This window comes from Streptomyces sp. NBC_00466 (assembly GCF_041433995.1).
GTDB lineage: Bacteria > Actinomycetota > Actinomycetes > Streptomycetales > Streptomycetaceae > Streptomyces.
The window spans coordinates 4,852,128-4,868,999 of the sequence record NZ_CP107896.1; the positions used below are offsets into that span (position 1 = coordinate 4,852,128).

General features: G+C 71.2%; 15 protein-coding genes and 2 tRNA genes. 16 read left to right on the forward strand and 1 reads right to left on the reverse strand.

The annotated features are described in order from the left end of the window. The first annotated feature begins 54 nt into the window (after positions 1-54). Positions 55-1,158 carry a hypothetical protein gene (locus tag OG210_RS21680; RefSeq protein WP_328326492.1) on the forward strand — a complete coding sequence of 368 codons (1,104 nt, stop codon included), beginning with the start codon at positions 55-57 and terminating at the stop codon, positions 1,156-1,158. Positions 1,159-1,249: 91 nt separating this feature from the next. On the opposite strand, the gene OG210_RS21685 is transcribed toward OG210_RS21680, so the two are convergent. Beyond that, positions 1,250-2,374, reverse strand: a complete 1,125-nt coding sequence (locus OG210_RS21685; protein ID WP_328326491.1) for a M48 family metallopeptidase — start codon at positions 2,372-2,374, stop codon at positions 1,250-1,252. 115 nt (positions 2,375-2,489) lie between these two features. On the opposite strand from OG210_RS21685, the gene OG210_RS21690 reads away from it, so the two are divergent. From OG210_RS21690 to OG210_RS21760, 15 genes are all read left to right on the forward strand, one after another. After that, positions 2,490-2,633: a hypothetical protein gene (locus OG210_RS21690; protein ID WP_203600251.1), complete on the forward strand. Its 144-nt coding sequence runs from the start codon at positions 2,490-2,492 to the stop codon at positions 2,631-2,633. Between the two features lie 81 nt (positions 2,634-2,714). Beyond that, complete coding sequence (locus tag OG210_RS21695) at positions 2,715-2,876, forward strand: hypothetical protein (RefSeq protein ID WP_328326490.1); 162 nt, start codon at positions 2,715-2,717, stop codon at positions 2,874-2,876. Between the two features lie 46 nt (positions 2,877-2,922). After that, positions 2,923-3,519, forward strand: coding sequence for a nicotinate-nucleotide adenylyltransferase (gene nadD / locus OG210_RS21700; RefSeq protein ID WP_328326489.1), 597 nt, complete (start codon positions 2,923-2,925; stop codon positions 3,517-3,519). A gap of 19 nt (positions 3,520-3,538) precedes the next feature. Continuing rightward, a complete protein-coding gene (locus tag OG210_RS21705; protein ID WP_328326488.1) occupies positions 3,539-5,314 on the forward strand; it encodes an LCP family protein in 1,776 nt (591 codons plus the stop codon). 112 nt (positions 5,315-5,426) lie between these two features. Further along, a complete protein-coding gene (gene rsfS, locus OG210_RS21710) occupies positions 5,427-5,888 on the forward strand; it encodes a ribosome silencing factor (RefSeq protein ID WP_328326487.1) in 462 nt (153 codons plus the stop codon). After that, positions 5,885-6,538, forward strand: a complete 654-nt coding sequence (locus OG210_RS21715) for a histidine phosphatase family protein (RefSeq protein WP_328335420.1) — start codon at positions 5,885-5,887, stop codon at positions 6,536-6,538. Before rsfS ends, OG210_RS21715 begins: the two co-directional genes overlap by 4 nt. Positions 6,539-6,649: 111 nt before the next feature. Further along, positions 6,650-6,722, forward strand: a tRNA-Ala gene (locus tag OG210_RS21720). A 335-nt stretch (positions 6,723-7,057) separates the two neighbouring features. Next, entirely contained in the window at positions 7,058-7,291 is a 234-nt protein-coding gene (locus OG210_RS21725; protein ID WP_018103228.1) for a hypothetical protein, read from the forward strand. 85 nt (positions 7,292-7,376) lie between these two features. Next, a tRNA-Ala gene (locus OG210_RS21730) sits at positions 7,377-7,449 on the forward strand. Positions 7,450-7,823: 374 nt separating this feature from the next. Beyond that, the gene (leuS, locus tag OG210_RS21735; protein ID WP_328326486.1) at positions 7,824-10,739 is read left to right on the forward strand and encodes a leucine--tRNA ligase; all 2,916 of its coding nucleotides are present in this window, start codon (positions 7,824-7,826) and stop codon (positions 10,737-10,739) included. A gap of 238 nt (positions 10,740-10,977) precedes the next feature. Continuing rightward, positions 10,978-11,790 carry a hypothetical protein gene (locus tag OG210_RS21740; RefSeq protein WP_328326484.1) on the forward strand — a complete coding sequence of 271 codons (813 nt, stop codon included), beginning with the start codon at positions 10,978-10,980 and terminating at the stop codon, positions 11,788-11,790. Between the two features lie 174 nt (positions 11,791-11,964). Beyond that, positions 11,965-12,810, forward strand: a complete 846-nt coding sequence (locus tag OG210_RS21745; protein WP_328326482.1) for a DegV family protein — start codon at positions 11,965-11,967, stop codon at positions 12,808-12,810. 600 nt (positions 12,811-13,410) lie between these two features. After that, complete coding sequence (locus tag OG210_RS21750; protein ID WP_371538333.1) at positions 13,411-14,181, forward strand: helix-hairpin-helix domain-containing protein; 771 nt, start codon at positions 13,411-13,413, stop codon at positions 14,179-14,181. Next, positions 14,178-16,607 (forward strand): ComEC/Rec2 family competence protein, encoded by a 2,430-nt coding sequence (locus OG210_RS21755; RefSeq protein WP_371538335.1) that lies wholly within the window; start codon positions 14,178-14,180, stop codon positions 16,605-16,607. The genes OG210_RS21750 and OG210_RS21755 overlap by 4 nt, the downstream gene beginning before the upstream one ends. Then, positions 16,558-16,848, forward strand: a complete 291-nt coding sequence (locus OG210_RS21760; RefSeq protein ID WP_371538337.1) for a hypothetical protein — start codon at positions 16,558-16,560, stop codon at positions 16,846-16,848. The genes OG210_RS21755 and OG210_RS21760 overlap by 50 nt, the downstream gene beginning before the upstream one ends. Positions 16,849-16,872 lie beyond the last annotated feature (24 nt).

Here is a 16,872-nt window from a genome sequence, read left to right on the forward strand (position 1 = left end):
AGATGTCCCGTACCGGGGCGTTTACGCAGCCCCGCCGCGACCTAATCTCAAGGTATGGCGGGGCGCGATGAGCCACCCGAGGGGACACCCGAGGGCCTGCCCAGCGGTGGCGAGGACGAGTACCGGTCCGTCGTCTTCGACGAATCGTTCATCAGGGCTGCCCGGCTCCAGGAGTTCTCCGCGCAGGAGCGCATGGGCCGGCACGCCCGGGCCGTCCGCAGCGTCTCCGGATGGCCCGGCAGAGGCCCCGTACGCCTGCTCGTCGCACTGGCGCTGCTGGTGCTGGCCTTCGGCACCGCGGTCTTCATGGGCGTCCACCACCCGTACCGGCCGCCACAGGCCACCCGCGCCGAACCGCTGCACACCACGGTGATCCCGCTGGCGCCGCGGGGCGCGGTGCCGGGCGGGACACCCGCCGGCCTCTTCGCACACAGCCCGGCCGCGGAGTTCCGTACCGGCGCCTCCGGCGTGAACCCGCCCGGGGCCCGGAACACCGCGCACTTCGCGTACAGCGAGGTACTGGAAGCGCTGAAGATCGCCAAGGAGTACGTCGTGGCGTCCTCGCTGGACCCCGCCGTGCTGATGGGCGGCTCCGCGGACGGGGTCAGGGACCTGATCGCCCCGGAGCAGTACCCGCAGTTCGACCGGAGCCTGGCCGCGCCATCGGCGGACGGCAGGCACGCGGCGACCGGCTGGCTGGTGCGCTTCGACCCCGCACAGGTGGCGCTGGCGGGCTCCGACGTGCGGGTGGCGGGCGTCCTGCGGTACGCGGAGGCCGCGGACCGGACGCTGGAGGTGACCGCGGACCACACCTTCGTCTACGCGCTCAGGCCGGCCGCCCCCCGGAGCGGACAGGCCGGACCCGCGACGGCCGGACCCCCGAAGGCGGACGGCGCCTCGCTGTTCATCGTCCGCCGCGAGGTGCACTTCCGCTTCGGCGCGGAGGACCTGCGGCTGCACCAGGCGCAGGTGACCGTCGCCGATGTGCAGGCCGGGCCGCAGAACTGCACGGCCGACGCGGCGAACCGGCTGCGCCCGCTGCTCGCCGGGCAGCACGCGGCCGACGGCGGCCCGGCCGGCACCGATCCGTACGCCACCGGGCAGCAGGCCCCCGCGCTGTGCGGAACGCTCACCGCCAAGGCCCTGGGGTCGGATTAGGCCAGACCTCGCGGGCCGCCCGGCACGGTCGGGACAGCGGGCCCCAGGTCCGGATCGGGCCCTGCCAGGACACGACTTCGCGGACGCGGTACTAGTCCGCAAGCGGTCCTTCCGTACCACGGGCAGGGCCGTCGTCGGCGCTGCCGTCCGCGCCCTGCCCGCCCTTCCCGGCACCGCCCGCTCCGCCGCCGGTGAACTTCCCGCGCAGCTTCCCGCCCAGGTCGCCCGCGCCGCCCGCGATGTCGCCGACCAGCTTCATCAGCGGGTCCTTGCTCGTGCGCACCGTGTCGGCGTAGTGCGAAGCGGACTCGCGGAAGGACTCGCCGACCGACGCGTCCTTGTCCTCGTCGCGCCGGGGGTAGTGCCCGTCCATGATCCGCTGGAAGTCCCGGCTCTCCGCCCACTTCTTCAGCTCGGCGGCGCGCACGGTGGTGAACGGGTGGCTGCGCGGCAGTACGTTCAAGATCTTGAGCACCGAGTCGCGCAGGTCACCGCCCGCCTCGTACTCCTCGGCCTGCTCCAGGAACGCGTCGACGTTCATCTCGTGCAGATGGTTGCCACCGGCGATCTTCATCAGGCCGCGCATCGACGCCCGGAGGTCCTGGCCCACGAGCAGCCCCGCCCGGTCCGCGGACAGCTCCGACTTGCGGAACCACTCGCGCAGCCCCGTCACCAGCGCCATGATCGCCACATTCCCCAGCGGGATCCAGGCGACCTTCAGCGCGATGCTCGTGAGGAAGAGCAGGATCGTGCGGTACACCGCGTGGCCGGAGAGCGCGTGCCCCGTCTCATGGCCGACGACCGCACGCATCTCCTCCTCGTCGAGGAGCTCGACCAGACCCGTGGTGACCACGATGATCGGCTCCTCCAGACCGATGCACATGGCGTTGGGCTGGGGGTTCTGCGTGACGTACATGGCGGGGACCTTCTCCAGGTCCAGGATGTAACAGGCGTCGCGCAGCATGACGTTGAGGTGCGCGAACTGGGCGTCGCTCACCCGCACCGAGTCGGAGAGGAAGAGGAGGCGCAGGCTCCGCTCGGGCAGCAGTCCGCTGAGCGCCTTGAGGACGGTGTCGAAACCGGTGAGCTTGCGCAGCGCCACCAGGGCCGACCGGTCCGCCGGATGCTCGTACGCCCGTGAGGAGATGCCCTCGAAGCGCCTGCGCTTCCTGCCCGGCACGTTCTCGTGACTGTTCTCGTGACCGCTGTCTGTCATGAATGTCCCCCTGCCTTCCGTCTTCGAGCTCTGCTCGTCCCCCTGGCGGGCCCCAGCGTATGCGGTGGGGCTACCGTGTGGCGGGGGTCCTACACCGAGAAGGAGCGCACCCGTCATGCCGGACGCGACCACACTGCTCGCCGCTGCCACGAACCAGCAGGGGCCGGGCGACACCTTGCGGGTCCTGCTGGTCGTCCTGCTTGTCGGGGCTGTCCTGCTCGCCTGGTTTCTCCTGCGCGGATATCGCGACAACGACTGAGTCGGCGTGAGCGTGCCCAGCGGGCCCGCATACGATGTCGGCGAAGTCCCCGCTCCGACTCCCGGATAGGTCCTGCTGACCATGAGCCTCCACAGCACCACTGCCAGCCTCGCCACTCTCGCCTCCGAGAGCGGACACGGCGGTAACCACGAAAGCCTCAGCCCCTACCTCACCGGTGGCGGCGCGCTCTTCGCGCTCCTGCTGCTGCTGTGGATCACCACCCGCTTCAACCGCGACCGCTGACCCGGGGCGCAGACGGGTAGGTGGCGGCCCAGTAGGGTCTGCACGCATGGGAGAGCAGAAGAGGCGTCTCGGCGTGATGGGCGGGACATTCGACCCGATCCACCACGGGCACCTGGTGGCCGCCAGTGAGGTGGCCGCTCAGTTCCAGCTGGACGAGGTCGTGTTCGTACCGACCGGGCAGCCCTGGCAGAAGAGCCACCGGGTCGTCTCACCGGCCGAGGACCGCTACCTGATGACGGTCATCGCGACCGCGTCCAACCCGCAGTTCTCGGTCAGCCGCATCGACATCGACCGCGGCGGGCCGACGTACACCATCGACACCCTGCGGGATCTGCACGACCTCAACGTCGACGCGGATCTCTTCTTCATCACCGGTGCCGACGCGCTCTCCCAGATCCTCACCTGGCGGAACGCCGAAGAGCTTTTCGCACTCTCCCACTTCATCGGCGTCACCAGGCCGGGCCATGTCCTGACGGACGACGGCCTGCCGGAGGGCGGCGTCTCCCTGGTGGAGGTCCCCGCCCTGGCGATCTCGTCGACCGACTGCCGCGCCCGGGTCGAGCAGGGCGACCCGGTCTGGTATCTGGTTCCGGACGGTGTGGTGCGCTACATCGACAAGCGCCAGCTGTACCGCGGCGAATGAGCCGTGGAGAGGGGCACCGTTGAACGACCGACAGAACCCGTACGTTCAGTACGACCAGTACGGGCAGCCGATGCAGCTCGTCGGGTACGACGAGTACGGGCAGCCGGTGTACCAGCAGGTGCAGCCGCAGCAGAATCAGCAGAACCATCAGCCTCAGCAGTCCCAGCAGTCCCAGCACCCTGAGCAGCAGTACGACCCGTACGGCCGGCAGCACCAGCAGGCCCCGGGGTACGGATACGACCCGTACGCGCAGCAGCAGCCCCCGCCCGCGCCGTACCAGAGCCAGGGCCACGGCCAGGGACACGGGCAGAGCCAGGGTTACGACTACGACACCGGGCAGACCGGGCAGCAGCCCGCGGTGGACACCGCCCAGCAGTGGATCCCGCAGCAGAGCCAGGCACCGCAGGCACAGTCCCCACGGACACAGCCCTCGCAGGCCCAGCCCCCGCAAGCCCAGTCCCCGCAGCCCCAGACGCCGCGGCAGCCCGAGCAGCCGCAGCGGGCCGTTCCGGGCCAGCGCCGCTCCGCGCCGGGCGACGACGAGTACCGGACCGAGCAGTTCTCCTTCATCGAGGAGCCCGACGAGGACTCCGAAGACGTCATCGACTGGCTGAAGTTCACCGAGAGCCGCACCGAACGGCGCGAGGAGGCCAGGCGCCGGGGACGTACTCGCGTCGTGTCACTGGTCGTCGTGCTGGCGCTCGTCGTCGTGGGCGGTGTCGGCTATCTCTGGTACGCGGGCAAACTGCCCGGGATCTCCGGATCCGGCGACGGCAGTGCCACGGCCTCCGGGGCGCAGCAGCGCAACGCGATCGTGGTGCATCTGCACAACACGAAGAGCGGCGGCACATCGACCGCGCTACTCGTCGACAACGTCACCACCGGCAAGGGCACCACGCTCCTGCTGCCCAACTCCCTTGCCGTGTCGAACGATGACGGCATGGCGACCACGCTCGGCAAGTCCGTGGACGACGACGGCTCCGACGGCACCAGGGACGCGCTGGACACCCTCCTCGGAGCCAAGATCGGCGGCACCTGGCGGCTCGACACCCCGTATCTGGAGAACCTGGTCGAGCTGATCGGCAATATCGACATCGACACCGACATCGACGTACCGGACACCAAGAAGGGCGCCGAGCCGCTGGTGCACCGCGGCAAGGACCAGACGCTCAGCGGTCAGATGGCGGTCGCCTACTCCACCTACCGCGCGCCCGGCGAGCCCGAGGCGAAGCAGCTGGAGCGGTTCGGGCAGGTCATGCAGGGCGTCCTGAAGAAGATCTCGGACGATCCGCAGGCCGCGACGGCCACCGTGAAGAACCTGGCCCAGATCCTTGACCCGTCCCTGACCGACAAGGACCTGGGCGTGTCCCTGGCCAAACTCGCCGCACACGCGAAGAAGGGCGACTACAGCACGGAGCTGCTGCCCGTACGGAGCGACGGCACGGTCAGTCCGCAGGCGAGCGCCAGTGTGGTCAAGGACGTCCTCGGCGGTTCGGTGAAGGCACCCGACCAGGGCGGTGCCGTGAGCGTGGGGATCAGCAACGCCAGCGGCCGGCCGGCCGCGACGGAGAGCGCCAGGATCGCCCTCGTCAACGGCGGCTACTCGGTCGCGGTCGGCGGAACCACGAGCGCCACCGCGTCGTCGCAGGTCAGCTATAGCGACCCGGCACAGAAGGCCAAGGCGGATGAAGTGGCGAAGACGCTGGGGCTGCCGGCCGGATCGGTCCACAAGGGCAAGGCCGCCGGGAACGCGGACGTCACCGTGGTGCTGGGACAGGACTACAAGATCACCTGAGGTCTGAGGCCCGCAGGGGGCTGTCAGCCGGTGGGCGGTCATAAGAATTGCGGGACCGTCGGCGGTCCGTGAGACCCTTGGGTACTCCACGACCGCCGACGAAAGCCTGCCAGTGACCGCCACGGACCGTTCCATCGAGCTCATCAACGCCGCCGCTCAGGCGGCCGCCGACCGGCTCGCGCACGACATCACCGCGTACGACGTCAGCGATGTGCTGTCGATCACCGACGCCTTCCTGCTCGCTTCGGCGCCCAACGACCGCCAGGTCAAGTCGATCGTCGACGAGATCGAGGAGCGGCTGAACAAGCAGCTCGGCGCCAAGCCGGTGCGCCGGGAGGGCGACCGCGACGCCCGCTGGATCCTTCTCGACTACGTCGACATCGTCGTCCACGTCCAGCACAGCGAGGAGCGCGTCTACTACGCGCTGGAGCGCCTCTGGAAGGACTGCCCCGAGATCGACCTGCCCGAGGACGCCGTCAAGACCCGCGGCAAGGGCGAGGAGCACGCCAGGCTCAACGGCATCGACGGCCCCGACGCCGGTACGGACGCCGACCTGGACGGTGAGCTGCACTGAACGGCACCAAGGGCGGCCGTGGCCGCCGCATCGTTCTCTTGCGGCACGGCCAGACCGCCTGGAACCTGGAGCGCCGCTTCCAGGGCTCCACGGACATCGAGCTGACCGAGACCGGTGTCGGCCAGGCACGCCGGGCCGCCCGGCTGCTCGCCTCGATGAAGCCCGACGCGATCGTGGCGTCCGACCTCAGCAGGGCGGCGACCACCGCCCGTGAGCTCGGGGCCGTGACCGGCCAGGACATCACGTACGACGCCGCCCTGCGCGAGACGTACGCGGGCAGCTGGCAGGGGCTCACGCACGACGAGATCATGGCCCGCTTCGGCGAGCAGTACGCCGCGTGGAAGCGCGGTGAGCCCGTGCGGCGCGGCGGCGGCGAACTGGAGTCCGAGGTCGCTGACCGGGCCGCCCCGGTGGTCCTCGGGCACGCCGACGCGCTGCCCGACGACGGGACGCTCGTCGTCGTCAGCCACGGTGGCACCATCCGCACCACCATCGGCCGGCTCCTCGGTCTGGAGTCGCGCCACTGGGAGAGCCTGGGCGGGCTCTCCAACTGCTGCTGGTCGGTCCTGGGCGAGGGCGCCCGCGGCTGGCGGCTGCTGGAGCACAACGCAGGGACCCTCCCCGAGCCGGTCCTCGGCGACGACGACTGAGCACCCCGCAAGGGGCGTCCGGGCGGATTTCACTTTCCGGCTGGTCGCAGGCTAAAGTTCTTCTTGTTCGCGCCGCAGGACGCAGAGAATGCAGCGAGCGAAGCGAACAGCGGGGCTATAGCTCAGTTGGTAGAGCGCCTGCATGGCATGCAGGAGGTCAGGAGTTCAATTCTCCTTAGCTCCACAGTCGGAAGCTCCGGATTCGGAGCAAGGAGAAATCCCGTCCCCATCAGGGGGCGGGATTTTTCGTCCGCCCGCCCGGCCCCCGCCTGTCCGTCCGTCCGACGTCGCCGCCCCTCTTGCGGGGCCATGGCAGAATCGGAGCGCCGGAGGGACGCCGGCCCTGAGGGAGGGGAGAGCGCGATGCCCGCGAGCATGCTCGATCGCGTTCACGCCCTGGCCGACGGGGCGAAGGCCCGCACTCGCCCCCACCGCGGGGACCCGCTCAACTGCCCCTCGCCTTCCGTCCGTCCGGCCTGTCCCGACTGCCCGCCCCGCGGCCACAGCTGGAGCTGACTGATGGGTGCACACAGGAGGAAATGCGACTGGTGCGGCAGTGGTACGCCCATCGTCAGGGACATGGATCCGGTCAACGCCGACTACCAGTACTGGTGCGAGGAGTGCGCGCGGGCGCTGATCATAAAGGGCGACCCGATCGAGACCTACCGTGAGCTGGAGGGGGAGCCGATCTACGGCCGGCTCCTGGAGGAGCACTGCACGCTCAAGCGGTTCTACTCCTTCGCCACCGCCTGACCGCGGAACGGATTTGGCGGAGCAACGGGGTACCGGTAATGTTGGCGGAGCCGAGGGGGCAACCCCGCAGAACGGCGGACAGCACGGGGCTATAGCTCAGTTGGTAGAGCGCCTGCATGGCATGCAGGAGGTCAGGAGTTCAATTCTCCTTAGCTCCACAGTGAGATCTCTTACGAGGTCGTCGGAAGCGGGTCACCCGGATCGGGTGGCCCGCTTCTGTGTGTGCGTACGGCTGTCTTCGTCCGTCCGGCTCGGCTGTGTGCGCGCGGCCCGCTCCGTGCGGCCGACGCCGCAGCCAGGTGCCCGCAGCCGGGCGTCCGCGCGGGCCGTACGGTGCCTGCGGTACCCTGACGCCATGCGTGCCGTACGCCTCCTGCTTAGTGAGCCGCGCTGATCAGTCCCGACCGATGAAGTGTCCCGGTCGGCATCAGCGCGGCGTCCCCTCCTGTGCGAGGGGCTTTTTCGTTTGGTGCCACAGGCACCACAGCCATGAGGATCGCGGGCAGAGACGACCGATGGAGCTTTGAGGATCATGACCGAGACGAATTCTTCCCCCGCTGTCGCGAGCGCGGGAGGGCCCTCATCCGAGGTGGCCGCGGCGCACCGTTACACCGCCGCCATGGCCGCCGACATCGAGGCACGCTGGCAGGACTTCTGGGACGCCGACGGCACGTACGACGCACCGAACCCGACGGGTGACCTGGCGGGCGACCCGGCCATGGCGGCCAGGCCCAAGAAGTTCATCATGGACATGTTCCCGTACCCCTCGGGCACCGGCCTGCACGTCGGCCACCCGCTGGGCTACATCGCCACGGACGTCTACGCCAGGCACCAGCGCATGACCGGCCACAACGTCCTGCACACCCTGGGTTTCGACGCCTTCGGGCTGCCGGCCGAGCAGTTCGCCGTACAGACCGGCACCCATCCGCGGGCCTCCACCGAGGCCAACATGGAGAACATGAAGGCCCAGCTGCGCAGGCTGGGACTGGGCCACGACAAGCGCAGGTCGTTCGCGACGATCGACCCCGAGTACTACAAGTGGACCCAGTGGATCTTCCTGCAGATCTTCAACTCCTGGTACGACCAGGACGCGCAGAAGGCCCGCCCGATCGCCGAGCTGGCCGCCCAGTTCGAGAGCGGTGAGCGCCCGGTCCCCGGCGGCCGTGCGTGGAGCGCGCTGGACGCGGTGGCCCGCGCCGACCTGCTGAGCGAGTACCGGCTGGCGTACGCGTCGGACGCCCCGGTCAACTGGTGCCCCGGCCTGGGCACCGTCCTGGCCAACGAGGAAGTGACCGCCGACGGCCGCTCCGAGCGCGGCAACTTCCCCGTCTTCAAGGCGAAGCTGCGCCAGTGGAACATGCGCATCACCGCGTACGCGGACCGGCTGCTGTCCGACCTGGACGCGCTGGACTGGCCCGAGGCGATCAAGCTGCAGCAGCGGAACTGGATCGGCCGCTCCGAGGGCGCCCGCGTGGACTTCGCGGTCGGCGGTGACCCCCGTCCGATCACGGTCTTCACCACCCGCCAGGACACCCTGTTCGGCGCGACCTACATGGTGCTGGCGCCCGAGCACGAGCTGATCTCCGGCGAGAAGCCGATCGTCCCGGACGCCTGGCCCGAGGGCACACACGACGTGTGGACCGGCGGCCACGCGACCCCCGGCGAGGCCGTCGCCGCGTACCGCGCCTTCGCCGCGTCGAAGTCCGACGTCGAGCGGCAGGCCGACGCGAAGGAGAAGACCGGCGTCTTCACCGGTGTGTACGCGATCAACCCGGTCAGCGGCGACCAGGTCCCCGTCTTCATCGCCGACTACGTACTGATGGGGTACGGCACCGGCGCGATCATGGCCGTCCCGGCGCACGACAGCCGTGACTTCGCTTTCGCGCGCGCCTTCGAGCTGCCGATGCGCTGTGTCGTCGAACCGTCCGACGACCGCGGCACCGACCCCTCCACCTGGGACGACGCCTTCGGCTCGTACGAGGCGAAGCTGGTCAACTCCACCCACGACGGCATCTCCCTGGACGGCCTGGGCGTCGCCGACGCCAAGGAGCGGATCACCGAGTGGCTGGCCGAGCGCGGCGCCGGCGAGGGCACGGTCAACTTCCGGCTGCGTGACTGGCTGTTCAGCCGCCAGCGCTACTGGGGCGAGCCCTTCCCGATCGTCTACGACGAGGACGGCATCGCGCACCCGCTGCCCGAGTCGATGCTGCCGCTGGAACTGCCCGAGGTGGACGACTACTCGCCGCGCACCTTCGAGCCGGACGACGCGGACACCTCCCCGGAGACCCCGCTGTCCCGCAACGAGGACTGGGTCAACGTCGAGCTGGACCTGGGGCTGGGCGACGGCGTCAGGAAGTACCGCCGCGAGACCAACACCATGCCGAACTGGGCCGGTTCCTGCTGGTACGAGCTGCGCTATCTGGACCCGCACAACAGCGAGAAGCTGGTCGACCCGGCCATCGAGCAGTACTGGATGGGCCCGCGCGAGGGGCAGCCGCACGGTGGCGTCGACCTGTACGTCGGCGGCGCCGAGCACGCGGTACTGCACCTGCTGTACGCGCGGTTCTGGTCCAAGGTGCTGTTCGACCTGGGGCACATCTCGTCGGTCGAGCCGTTCCACAAGCTGTACAACCAGGGCATGATCCAGGCGTTCGTCTACCGCGACAGCCGCGGTATCGCGGTGCCCGCCGCCGAGGTCGAGGAGCGGGACGGCGCGTTCTGGTTCGAGGGCGAGAAGGTCAGCCGCGTCCTGGGCAAGATGGGCAAGTCCCTGAAGAACGCGGTCACTCCGGACGAGATCTGCGCGGAGTACGGCGCGGACACCCTGCGCCTGTACGAGATGGCCATGGGCCCGCTGGACGTCTCACGGCCGTGGGACACCCGCGCGGTGGTCGGCCAGTACCGGCTGCTGCAGCGGCTGTGGCGCAACGTCGTGGACGAGGAGACCGGCGAGGCCGGTGTCAGCGACGCGGAGCCCGGTGAGGAGACGCTGCGCGCGCTGCACAAGGCGATCGACGGCGTCGGCCACGACATGGCGGGGCTGCGGTTCAACACCGCCATCGCCAAGGTCACCGAGCTGAACAACTACCTGACCAAGGCGGGCGGCCCGGTGCCGCGTGCGGTGGCCGAGCAGCTGGTCCTGCTGGTCGCGCCGCTGGCGCCGCACATCGCCGAGGAGCTGTGGCGCAGGCTGGGGCACACCGGGTCCGTGGTGCACCAGGACTTCCCGGTGGCGGACCCGGCGTATGTCGTGGACGAGACCGTGACGTGTGTCGTCCAGGTCAAGGGCAAGGTCAAGGCGCGGCTGGAGATCTCCCCGTCGATCTCGGACGAGGACCTGGAGAAGCTGGCGCTGACGGACCCGGGTGTGGTCGCGGCGCTGGGCGGGGCCGGGATCCGCAAGGTGATCGTGCGGGCGCCGAAGCTGGTGAACATCGTTCCGGCCTGATCGGCGCTGATCTGATCCGGTCCGGTCCGACACGGCCTGGTCCGGTCCGACACGGCCTGGTCCGGTCCGACATGGCCTGATCCGGTCCGACATGGCCTGATCGGGGCTGAACGGGCCTGATCGGGACGGGAGGCCCCGGGGTTTCCCCTACGGGCAGGTTGGGGGTTCTGATGGAACCCTCAGCCTGCCCTTTCCGTTTACCGTGGAGGTACCGAGTCCGACAACCGAGGGACGCTCCATGGAAGCCGTGATCCTGATCCTGGTGCTGCTGTTCCTCGTCTTCCTCGGCGTGGGGGCGTACGCGGCGGTCAGGGTGGTGGGAGCCGCGAGGCGGAGCGTGGACCGGACGATCTCGCAGGCCCGGCGCACCGTCGAGGACACCGCGCTGCGCGCGAAGAGCTACGGCCAGCCGGGCGCCGCCGGCGAGCTGGCGCAGCTGAGGCTCTCGCTGCGCACGTCGATGCGGGCCACTCAGGACGCCCTGCACGCGGGCGTGGCCGAGGACGAGTCGCTGCGCGAGACGCTGAGTCTCTTCGAGCGGCTCAGCGCGCACGGCCTGGAGCTGGACGCGGAGCTGCGGCGGCTGGAGCGGGAGCCGGACAAGACCGGGCTCGGGCAGCGGCTGCCGGCCCTCCGGGAGCGTACGGAGCAGATCACGCACTCGGCGGACGCGCTGCGCTGGGCGGCCCGGGACCGGGCGCGGAAGTTCGCCGACGACGATCTGATCGCGCTGAACGAGCAGATCGATGTGGAGGCGGGGGCGCTGCGGCACTGGACGACACCGGCGGCCGACGGGCGTCCCCAGGCGCAGCAGCGACAGCGGCCGGGGCAGGGGTCAGGGCAGGGGTCGGGGCAGACGCAGGGGGCCGGTTCCGGTTCGTCGGCTGACGCGGGGCCCTGGTCGTCGGCGGGTGACGGAGCTGCCGACGGGAGCGACGCCGGACACCGGACCGGATCCCAGCCCGGCCCCGAGGCGATCACCGGCAGGGACCCCAACCGGCAGCAGCGTTACCCGTGGCAGAAGGCTGCGCGCCCGGAGAGCACCACCTGAGTGACCGTCGAGAGAGCTTCCGGCACGGGACCGGACACAGGCACGGGCGCGGGCTTCGCCGGTACCGCTGGTTCCACCGGTACTGCAGGTACTGCTGGTTCCTCCGGTACTGCGGGTTCCACTGACGAGGGGTCGCACTGCCGGGTCACCGCGCCTGCGGGTAATCTCCGGCTCATGTCCCGCCATGTCGCGATCGTGACCGATTCCACGGCCTACCTGCCGCCGCAGACGTTGGCGCGGCACCACATCACAGCGGTGCCGCTGACCGTGGTCCTCGGCGACCGCGCTCTGGAGGACGGTACGGAGACCTCGGCCCGCGCCCTGGCGCTGGCCCTGCAGAAGCGGCGTTCGGTGACCACGTCCCGGCCCGCCCCGGAGATGTTCGCCGCCACCTACCGGGCGGCAGCCGACGCGGGTGCGAGTGGAATCGTCTCGCTCCATCTGTCGTCCGAGCTCTCCGGCACGTACGACGCCGCCGTGCTGGCGGCGCGGGACGCACCCGTCCCGGTCCGCGTGGTCGACACCGGCATGGTCGCCATGGCCCTCGGCTTCTGCGCGCTCTCGGCGGCCGGGACCGCGGGGTCGGGCGGCTCGCTGGAGGAGGCAGTGGCGGCCGCGGAGAAGTGCGCCGGGGGGATGTCCGCGTACTTCTACGTGGACACGCTGGACTATCTGCGCCGCGGAGGCCGGATCGGCACCGCACAGGCACTGCTCGGCTCGGCCCTCGCGGTGAAGCCGCTGCTGCAACTCGACGGTGGCCGCATCGAGATGCTGGAGAAGGTACGGACGGCATCGAAGGCCATCGCCCGGCTGGAGGAGATCGCCGCCGACCGGGTGGGGGACGGTCAGGTGGACATCGCGGTGCACCATCTGGCGGCGCCCGAGAGGGCCGCCGCGCTCGCCGAGCGACTGCGGGAACGCGTTCCGGGGCTTGTGGACCTGCACGTCAGCGAGGTCGGCGCGGTCATCGGCGCGCACACGGGCCCTGGGCTGCTCGGGGTCGTGGTCTCGCCCCGTTGAGCGCCCGCTGAGTGGACCTGTGGGGCGGAGCCGCTGAGGGAATCGGCTGTGTGGGCCCGCTGGGCGAACCTGCTGAGTGGGTCTGTCGGGCGGCTCTGCCGAGCGGACCGGAGGCGCTCGTTCGGGTGGCCGGGTTATCCACAAGTCTCGGTGTTTCCACCGAAATTGACCTTGATCAGCAAGGTTGCGCCGACGTCTCTACCGTCTCGTGGCATGACTTCCCGCACGCTCACGTCACGATCCGCGACCAGCGGTCCCGGCCGGGCCCCGGCATCGGACGGCCGCACCCGTTACACCGGTTCGCGCCGCCGTAAGCGGCTCAGGCATTCGCGGACGGTGCTGGATCAGGCGCGGCGCCTCCGCGCGGAGGCGCTCTTCCCGGCGCGGTCGGCTGTTTCGGTAGCCCAAGTGGAGGTGACTGCCCGGGCGGGCAGGCCAGTTGCGCCGGAACGGGTGGGGGAGGGCGGGCGGCCGCTTGGTGGCGCGCCGAGTGGTGGTGTGCTGAGTGGTGGCGCGCCGAGTGGTGGTGCGCCGGGCGGTGATGCGCCGCTTGGTGGTGCGCCCAGCGGTGGCCCGGATCCCGGCCGTACGGGCGCGGTGGTGGCCCGCGCGGGGGAGGCACTGCGGGAGCGGCTGCCGCTCTGGGTACAGGCGCGCTGCGGGCTGACGCCCCGGACGCTCGCCGCTCTCGCGGTCGTGCTCGTCGCGGCGGCGGTTCTCGCCGCCCAGCACTTCTGGGCCGGGCGCCCGCGTTCCGTTCCGGCGCCCGCCGTGGTCAGCGCGGGTCTGCCCGCCGCCGGACCACGGCCCACCGGCGGGGAGCAGCCACCGTCCGGGCCTCACCCGTCCCCGGGACCACCGCTGTCCGCGGGGCCGCTTCCGCCGGGGGCGGGTCCCGCGCGCCCGGGGGCGGCCGCCGCGCGGATCGTCGTCGATGTGAGCGGCAAGGTCCGGCGGCCGGGAATCCAGCGGCTGCCCGCCGGATCGCGGGTGACCGACGCGTTGCGGGCGGCGGGAGGGGTGAAGGACGGCACCGACACCTCCGGGCTCAACCAGGCACGGGTGCTCACGGACGGCGAACAGGTGGTGGTCGGCGGCCCGTCCGTACCGGAGGGCACCGCAGCGGGAGGCGCCGGCGGCGGTACGGGCGGACCCGGTGCCCCCGCCGCGTCCGCCACGGGGCCGGTCAGCCTCAGCAGCGCCACCGTGGAGCAGCTGGACACACTGCCCGGTGTCGGCCCGGTACTGGCGCAGCACATCATCGACTACCGCACGGAGCACGGCGGGTTCACATCCGTCGACGAGCTCCGGCAGGTCACCGGTATCGGCGACCGGCGGTTCTCCGACCTCCAGCCCCTCGTACGGCCATGACACGCGCGGCAGTTCATGCGGCATCCGGCCATCGGCTCGGCGCGGCCGATCCCCGCCAGGAGGGCCCCGCCGACCTGCGGCTGGTGGCGCCCGCCCTGGCGGCCTGGGCTGCGGCGGCCCTGTCCGTCGCGGTACCGGGGTGGTGGGCCTTCTGCGCCACCGCGGTCTGTCTCGGCACGGCGGCGGTGGTGATGGCAGTGGCATCGGCCCGTGCATCGGGGCGCCCGTGTGGTGTCGCCGGAGGGGGACCCGGCCGGCCCGGACGGTGGCTGAATGCGACAGCGGTGGCCGCCGCCCTGCTGTGCGCCGCAGCCGGGGCCGCGTCCGGCGGGCTGAACGCGGCGGACGTCCGGCGCGGGCCCGTACCCGAGTTGGCACGTCAGTCGGCCCGGGTCACGGTGGAGTTGACCGTCACATCCGATCCCCGCCCGACGCGCCCCCGGATCCGTGGCGATCACGCGACCCGCGCATCCGTCGTCCTCGACGCCGATGTGACCCGCGTGCGGGCCCCGGACGGTACGACGTCCACCGTTCGCACGCCCGTCCTGGTGATCGCGCACTCGGCGGAGTGGCAACGGCTGCTGCCGACCACACGGCTGCGGCTGAGCGCCCGTCCGCAACCGCCGCTCTCCGGCGACCACCGCATCGCGGCGGTGCTCAGCGCGGAAGGCAGCCGGCCACCTCAGGTCATCGGTGCGCCGACCGGAGTGCAGCGTCTGGCGGGACACCTGCGCGCCGGACTGCGCGAAGCGAGCGAAGGGCTGGCCCCGGACGCACGGGCGCTGCTCCCCGGGCTGGTGGTGGGTGACACCTCCCGGGTCCCGCCCGACCTCTCCGACGCCTTCAGGACCACCGATCTCACCCATCTGCTTGCGGTGTCCGGCAGCAACCTCACCCTGGTCCTGGCTCTGCTGATCGGGCCGCCGGGCACCGCGCTGCGGGCGGAGAGGGGCGGACTCGCGCCGCGGCTCGGGATCCCGCTGCGGACGACGGCCGTGCTGGGCGGGGCTCTCACACTGGCCTTCGTGATCGTGTGCAGACCGGACCCGAGCGTGCTGCGGGCTGCCGCCTGCGGGCTGGTCACCCTGCTCGCGATCGGCACCGGCCGCCGCAGATCGCTGGTCCCCGCGCTGGCCGCCGCGGTCCTGCTGCTGGTGCTGTACGACCCCTGGCTGGCCCGCAGTTACGGCTTTCTGCTCTCCGTCCTCGCCACCGGTGCCCTGCTCACGGTCGGCCCGCGCTGGAGTGCCGCACTACGGCGGCGCGGGGTGCCGCCGAGGCTCGCCGAGGTCGTCGCTGCCGCAGCCGCCGCACAGGCGGTGTGCGCGCCCGTGATCGTCCTGCTGGCGTCCCGTGTCGGGCTGGTGGCCATCCCCTGCAATCTGCTCGCCGAGCTCGCGGTGGGACCCGCGACGGTTCTCGGCTTCGCCGCCCTCGGCGTGGCTCCACTGTGGGGCGCGGCCGCCACCGTGCTGGCCCACTGTGCCGGGTGGCCGGCCGGCTGGATCGCGGCCGTCGCCCGACGGGGCGCCGCACTGCCCGGCGCGGAGATCGACTGGCCCGGCGGATGGCCCGGCGCGCTGTTGCTCGCCGCGGTCACCGTCGTCCTCGTAACGGCCGCCCGCAGAGTGCACCGCCACCCCTGGGCCGGCGCGGCCTGTGTCCTCCTGCTGCTGCTCCTGGTCGTCCGGCCCGCTCCGCTCACCCGGGTCGTCACGGGCTGGCCGCCGCCCGGGTGGAAGTACGCGATGTGCGACGTGGGACAGGGCGACGCGACGGTGCTCGCGACCGGCGCGGGGACGGCCGTCGTGATCGACACGGGCCCTGACCCCCGCCTCGTCGACCGTTGCCTCCGGGCCCTCGGCGTGACCCGCATCCCGTTGCTCCTCCTCACTCACTTCCATGCCGATCACGTTGCCGGTCTGCCCGGCGTGCTGCGCGGCCGGACCGTCGGCGCGATCGAGACGACCAATCTCCAGGACCCACCGGACCAGAGCGCGTCCGTACGGCGGGAGGCAGCGGCGGCGCGGATCCCTCTCGTCCGGGCGGGACCGGGGGAGCAGCGCCGTATCGGACAGCTGAGCTGGCAGGTGTTGTGGCCACCCGCAGCGCCGGTGCCCGTCGCCGACGGGCCGAACGACGCCAGTGTCACCCTGCTGGTGCGCACCGCGGGCCTGACCCTGCTGCTGCCGGGCGATCTCGAACCGCCCGCCCAGCAGGCACTGTTGCGGGCCTACCCGGCGCTCCCGCCGGTGGACGTGCTCAAGGTGGCCCACCACGGCTTCACTCGTACCTGCCTACTTGAGAGTTTGGAGCGATCTCGGGACGACGAGGTCAACAGGCTACAGACTGGTGGGCTAGCGATGAGGGGGCGAAATGGCGACCAAGAAGATCCTGACGATCACGCTGGAGATCGAGGTCAATGAAACGGTGACCCGGTACCCACGTCTTGAGGTCACGTACAGCGAAGTGGTCAGAGGTGCCGTCGAGGCGGCGCGGGGCTACATGCCCAAGGACAGCATCCGGCAGATCACCACGCACGCGAGGTGGGAGTACCGCCACTGGGATCCGGACCCGATCACCTATCCGAAGGGCGAGCTCCCGGGGCCGGACCCCTTCGCGCCGGGTTACTTCGAGTGGGAGGGCGAGCCGACCGACCCGGCTTGAAGAAGCCCAAGGAGCCTCTCGCGG

Coding starts and splice junctions, on each gene's coding strand:
- OG210_RS21690 (WP_203600251.1), top strand. CDS start 2,490: ATGCCGGACGCGACCACACTGCTCGCCGCTGCCACGAACCAGCAGGGG.
- OG210_RS21685 (WP_328326491.1), bottom strand. CDS start 2,374: ATGACAGACAGCGGTCACGAGAACAGTCACGAGAACGTGCCGGGCAGG.
- OG210_RS21760 (WP_371538337.1), top strand. CDS start 16,558: ATGGCGACCAAGAAGATCCTGACGATCACGCTGGAGATCGAGGTCAAT.
- leuS (WP_328326486.1), top strand. CDS start 7,824: ATGACCGAGACGAATTCTTCCCCCGCTGTCGCGAGCGCGGGAGGGCCC.
- OG210_RS21725 (WP_018103228.1), top strand. CDS start 7,058: ATGGGTGCACACAGGAGGAAATGCGACTGGTGCGGCAGTGGTACGCCC.
- nadD (WP_328326489.1), top strand. CDS start 2,923: ATGGGAGAGCAGAAGAGGCGTCTCGGCGTGATGGGCGGGACATTCGAC.
- OG210_RS21745 (WP_328326482.1), top strand. CDS start 11,965: ATGTCCCGCCATGTCGCGATCGTGACCGATTCCACGGCCTACCTGCCG.
- OG210_RS21740 (WP_328326484.1), top strand. CDS start 10,978: ATGGAAGCCGTGATCCTGATCCTGGTGCTGCTGTTCCTCGTCTTCCTC.
- OG210_RS21695 (WP_328326490.1), top strand. CDS start 2,715: ATGAGCCTCCACAGCACCACTGCCAGCCTCGCCACTCTCGCCTCCGAG.
- OG210_RS21680 (WP_328326492.1), top strand. CDS start 55: ATGGCGGGGCGCGATGAGCCACCCGAGGGGACACCCGAGGGCCTGCCC.
- OG210_RS21755 (WP_371538335.1), top strand. CDS start 14,178: ATGACACGCGCGGCAGTTCATGCGGCATCCGGCCATCGGCTCGGCGCG.